The following is a 5,289-nucleotide window of genomic DNA, read 5'->3' as shown; positions in this document are numbered from 1 at the left end:
AAAAAAAGACCCACCAGTTACCTGGTGGGTCAAGCAAGGGCACAGAGACGTGACCCACAGAGTGAACAGACAGACGAGGAAAATTGCTTTATTTAAAGTTCTTTTTGGCAAACTTCTGGATTTCACCCACAATACCGGCTCGGAACACCAGTACACAGACCACAAAGATGAGACCCAGAATCACGTTAACCCAGTCACCCATGGCACTTTGTGCCAGCTGATGTTCAACGGTCACTACAAAAGCAGCACCGATCAGCGGACCAACCAGCGTACCCACACCACCCACCAGGGTCATCAGGATCACTTCACCGGACATGTGCCAGTGGGCATCAGTCAGTGAAGCCAGCTGGAACACCACCGTTTTGGTCGAACCGGCTAGACCGGCTAGCGCTGCCGAGAGTACAAAAGCCACCAGTTTATAAGCATCCACGTTATAACCCAGTGAGGTGGCGCGTGGTTCATTCTCACGTATGGCTTTTAATACCTGACCAAAAGGAGAGTGGATGGTGCGTTGAATCAGCAGGAAACCAAACAGGAACACTGCCAGCACGAAGTAGTACATTGCCAGGTTGTTGGTCAGATCAATAAATCCGAACAGATAACCACGGGGAATGCCGTGCATGCCATCTTCACCACCGGTAAAATCTGACTGCAGGTAGAAGAAAAACACCATCTGCGCCAGCGCCAGGGTAATCATGGCAAAATAAATACCCTGACGACGGATCGACAGCAGGCCAAAAAACACTCCCAGTATTGTGGCCGCTGCAGTGCCCACCAAGATGCCTAATTCGGGCGTCAGTGAATGCTGACTCAGCATGTAACCGGTGTAGTAACCGCCGGTAGCCAGAAAAGCCGCATGACCGAAGGACAACAGACCGGCATAACCCAGCAGCAGGTTAAATGCACAGGCAAAGAGTGCAAAACATAGTACTTTCATCAGAAACACAGGGTAGGCCACAAAAGGAGCCACCAGAGCAATCGCCAGCAACACACCGTACACCATCAGTTTACGACGATCTGCAGCTTTTTTTGACTCCAGCGCAACACTGGCCCTGGCTTTTACTGTTTCAGTTGCAGCCATGATCAAGCCTCCTTACCAAATAGCCCTGCTGGACGCAGCAGCAGCACAAGAATCATTACCAGAAAAATCACGGTATTGGATGCTTCGGGGTAATACACCTTGGTCAAACCCTCAATAATACCCATACCAAGACCCGTCAACACAGCTCCCAGTATGGAGCCCATGCCGCCGATCACCACCACCGCAAACACCACAATCAGAATATTGGCACCCATACCCGGTGCAACAGAGTAAATGGGAGCAGCTAATACCCCGGCAAAAGCCGCCAGAGCCACACCAAAACCGTAGGTCAGTGTCACCAGCAAGGGGACGTTGATACCAAAAGCCTGCATTAATGCCGGGTTTTCAGTACCCGCACGCAGGTAACCACCCAGTTTGGTTTTTTCAATCATGAACCACACGCTGATACACACCAGCAGCGCAATGACCACCACCCAGGCGCGGTAGTAAGGCAGGAACATAAAGCCCAGATTGGTACCGCCTCGCAAGGCTTCAGGTACCGCATAACGGCTACCGGACACACCGAACCAATTGGTGAACAGACCCTGGATGATCAACGCCAGACCAAAGGTCAGCAACAGACCATAAATATGATCAACATGGGCAATACGACGCAGTAGAAAGCGCTCAGTCAGCATACCCAGTGCACCCACAATCAGTGGCGCCAAAAATAATGCCGCCCAGTAGTTGATACCCAGCCAGTCCAGCAGTAGATAGGCTGCAAATGCACCCAGCATGTATTGGGCACCATGGGCAAAGTTGATGATTTTGAGCAAACCAAAAATGATGGCCAGCCCCAGGCTCAGGAGAGCATAAAAAGCGCCGTTGATCAGACCCAGCAGCAGCTGACCGAAAAATGCGGCTGCAGGCACTCCAAATATCATGGTCATCTGCGTACCATCCTCATACAGAATTCTTTGTAAAGCAGGGTCAGGAACGACCCCGCCAATCAATAGGTATTACTTCTTCACCATCGGGCAAGCGCTCTGGGACAGAGGACGGAAGGCCTCATCACCCGGAATGGTGCGAACAATTTTGTAAAGATCCCATTCGTTTTTAGACTCGGCAGGCGTTTTTACCTGAGCCAGGTACATGTCGTGCACCATACGGCCGTCTTCGCGGATGTAACCACCCTTGGCAAACATGTCATTGATCTTATGTTTTGCCATTTCTGCACGAACCACAGAAGCCTTATCGCTACCCGTTGCTTCTACAGCACGCAGATAGTGCATGGTACTGGAGTAGATACCGGCCTGAACCATGGATGGACGGGCATTGGTGCGTTGGTAAAAGCGATCAGCCCAGGCACGAGCATCAGCATCCATATCCCAGTACCAGCCGGTGGTCAGCTGAATGCCTTGAGCAGTTTGTACGCCCAGGGCGTGTACGTCGTTGAGGAACAGCAACAGAGCCGCAACAGTTTGACCCGCTTGAGCCAGACCAAACTCACCAGCGGTGATGATGGAGTTCACTGTATCCGCACCAGCATTGGCCAGACCAACCACCTGGGCACCAGAGGCTTGAGCCTGCAGTACATAAGAGGAGAAATCATTGGTGGCCAGTGGATGGCGCACGGTGTTTACAACCTTACCGCCGTTGGCTTCCACAACATTTCTAACGTCATTTTCCAGAGCATGACCAAAGGCATAATCCGCCGTCAGCATGAACCAGTTTTTGCCACCCTCAGCCACAACCGCTGCGGCAGTACCGTTGGCCAATGGATAGGTGTCATAAGTCCAGTGGATGTGGTTAGGGGTGCAATGTTCGTTAGTGATGCTGGATGCAGCAGAACCGTTCACCAGACCCAGAGTGTCGGTGCCGTTCATGACGCGGGTGGCTGCAATGGTGACAGAAGAAGCGACCAGACCCTGTACCATGTCCACCTTGTCACGCTCGATCCACTGACGCACGGTGCTGGAAGAAACGTCAGGGCTGTTACGGTCATCAGCACTCAGAATACGAATATTTTTGCCTTTGACCTTGCCACCAAAATCTTCCACCGCCATACGCAGCGCTTCCAGACCATTGGGGCCTGCCAGATCACGATAAGTGCCGGACATATCAGCCAGATAACCAATGCGTAATTCGTTATCAGAAATCTGCGCGTGAGCAGCACCTGCAGTCATGGCAGTTGCAATAGCGGCAGTTAATGCGGTTTTCATCATTTTCATTGTTGTTCTCCGTTGCCTTGCCGGCTTTTGTTTTTGTTTTCTTTTTTTCATCCATGAATAGCAAAACGCTAGTTGTTCAGATCCATATTCTTTTACAGCAACACCTCAGGCGGGTTACACACCCAGATAGGTGTTCAGTATTTCTTTTTTGCTGTCCAGTTCGTCTTTTTTGATTTCTTCAACAATCTGGCCGTGCTCCATCAGGTAATGACGATCAGCAATTGGAGCCGCAAAACGGAAGTTCTGCTCCACCAGCAGGATGGTCAAACCCTTCTCTTTAAGCTTCAGCAATACTTCAGCCAGCTTCTGCACAATCACCGGTGCCAGACCTTCAGTGATTTCGTCTAGCAGCAGCATGTTGGCACCAGTGCGCAGAATTCGCGCCATCGCCAGCATTTGTTGTTCACCACCCGAGAGACGTGTACCGACACTCTTGCGGCGCTCATAGAGATTGGGGAACATGTCATAAATTTCGTCCAGACTCATACCACCACTGCGCACCGTTGGTGGCAGCAACAGGTTTTCTTCCACATTAAGGCTGGCAAAAATGCCCCGCTCTTCCGGGCAATAACCCACACCTAAACGAGCAATCTGGTGTGCTGGTGTATTAATGGTTTCGTTACCATTGATCATGATGGAGCCGGTACGACGCCCCACCATATTCATGATCGACTTGAGAGTGGTACTGCGACCGGCACCATTACGACCCAGCAGCGTCACCAGCTCACCCCGGTTTACGTGCAGGTCAATCCCGTGCAGGATGTGTGACTCACCATAAAAAGAATGCAGGTCAATAATCCGCAGTTGTTCATACGCCTTGCTCATCAGTGCGCCCCCTGTACTTCAGCGTCTTCACTGCCCATGTAGGCTTCACGCACCTTGGGATTGGCGGAAACCGTTGCATAGTCCCCTTCAGCCAGTACCGCGCCACGCGCCAGTACGGTGATCTTGTCACACAGCTTGCTGACCACACTCAGGTTATGTTCAACCATCAGAATGGTGCGACCCTTGGCCGCTTTACGAATCAGTTCAGCCACTCGATCCACATCCTCATGACCCATACCCTGCGTTGGCTCATCCAGCAGCATTACGGTGGGTTCCATTGCCAACGTAGTGGCTAGCTCCAGAGCCCGCTTGCGTCCATAAGGCAGCTCCACTGTCACGTTGTCGGCATATTCTTCCAGCCCCACGGACTCCAGCAATGCCATGGCACGATCATTCAGCTGGTTCAGCACCTTTTCGTGCTTCCAGAAATGAAAGGAGTTACCCATCGGGCGCTGCAGCGCTACACGCACGTTTTCCAGTACCGTCATGTGAGGGAACACTGCAGAAATCTGAAAAGAACGTACCAGACCCAGACGGGCGATCTCGTTGGATTTCATGGAAACAATGGATTTACCGCGGTACAGAATGTCACCGCGTGTCACGGGGAGGTATTTGGTCAACAGGTTGAAGACCGTGGTTTTTCCGGCTCCGTTGGGGCCGATCAGGGCGTGGATATGCCCCTCAGTGACCTGCAGGTCAACAGAGTCAACAGCGGTGAAGCCGCGAAACTCTTTAGTCAGACCTCGCGTTTCCAGCACGAACTCCTGGCTCATGGTTAATCCTCTTGCTGTGGGCTTCGCCCTGTTGTTTTTATTCCAGCTGTCTTTCTGAGCTTATCAAACCGGTCATCTATGACCTTGACGTAAACGTAAACCATAAAGACGGGTTCGACAAGCACTGTTTTGGATTTTTTTGCGATTTTTTAATTCCAATAGTCCGTGCGGCAGGCTTTCTTTAAAGCTGTCCGAGCTATTGAGAAAGTTATAACAGAACAAAGCGAGCACTTATTTAATGAATCCGTTCAAGACGTGGAAGCCGCGCTTACTTCACTTTATGGCGAGCAAGACATATCGCTGCAGCAATTATCGGCTACCTTGCATCGTGGTGATTTGATCGAAAGGCTCGCTAGGCCTCTGGGTTGAAAAGCTTGACCGCGTCATCCAAGGGCGCGGGCTTTGGTGACTGCTCCCCGCCCTAAGCGCTAAAGCGCCA

General features: G+C 51.4%; 5 protein-coding genes. All 5 read right to left on the bottom strand.

Annotated elements, in window-relative coordinates; translation table 11 throughout:
• Positions 1-88: 88 nt before the first annotated feature.
• The 5 genes from IBX50_RS16870 to IBX50_RS16850 all read right to left on the bottom strand — a co-directional run bounded on the left by IBX50_RS16870 (position 89) and on the right by IBX50_RS16850 (position 4,850).
• Positions 89-1,081 (bottom strand): branched-chain amino acid ABC transporter permease, encoded by a 993-nt coding sequence (locus IBX50_RS16870; RefSeq protein WP_292257465.1) that lies wholly within the window; start codon positions 1,079-1,081, stop codon positions 89-91.
• A 2-nt stretch (positions 1,082-1,083) separates the two neighbouring features.
• Positions 1,084-1,971: a branched-chain amino acid ABC transporter permease gene (locus IBX50_RS16865; protein ID WP_292257464.1), complete on the bottom strand. Its 888-nt coding sequence runs from the start codon at positions 1,969-1,971 to the stop codon at positions 1,084-1,086.
• A 69-nt stretch (positions 1,972-2,040) separates the two neighbouring features.
• The gene (locus tag IBX50_RS16860; RefSeq protein ID WP_292257463.1) at positions 2,041-3,252 is read right to left on the bottom strand and encodes an ABC transporter substrate-binding protein; all 1,212 of its coding nucleotides are present in this window, start codon (positions 3,250-3,252) and stop codon (positions 2,041-2,043) included.
• A gap of 114 nt (positions 3,253-3,366) precedes the next feature.
• Complete coding sequence (locus tag IBX50_RS16855; protein WP_292257462.1) at positions 3,367-4,077, bottom strand: ABC transporter ATP-binding protein; 711 nt, start codon at positions 4,075-4,077, stop codon at positions 3,367-3,369.
• Entirely contained in the window at positions 4,077-4,850 is a 774-nt protein-coding gene (locus IBX50_RS16850; RefSeq protein ID WP_292257461.1) for an ABC transporter ATP-binding protein, read from the bottom strand. The genes IBX50_RS16855 and IBX50_RS16850 overlap by 1 nt, the downstream gene beginning before the upstream one ends.
• Positions 4,851-5,289 lie beyond the last annotated feature (439 nt).

Source organism: Marinospirillum sp. (genome assembly GCF_014859565.1).
The sequence above is the reverse complement of the archived record's forward strand: the minus strand, read 5'-3'. Positions and strand labels throughout refer to the sequence as shown.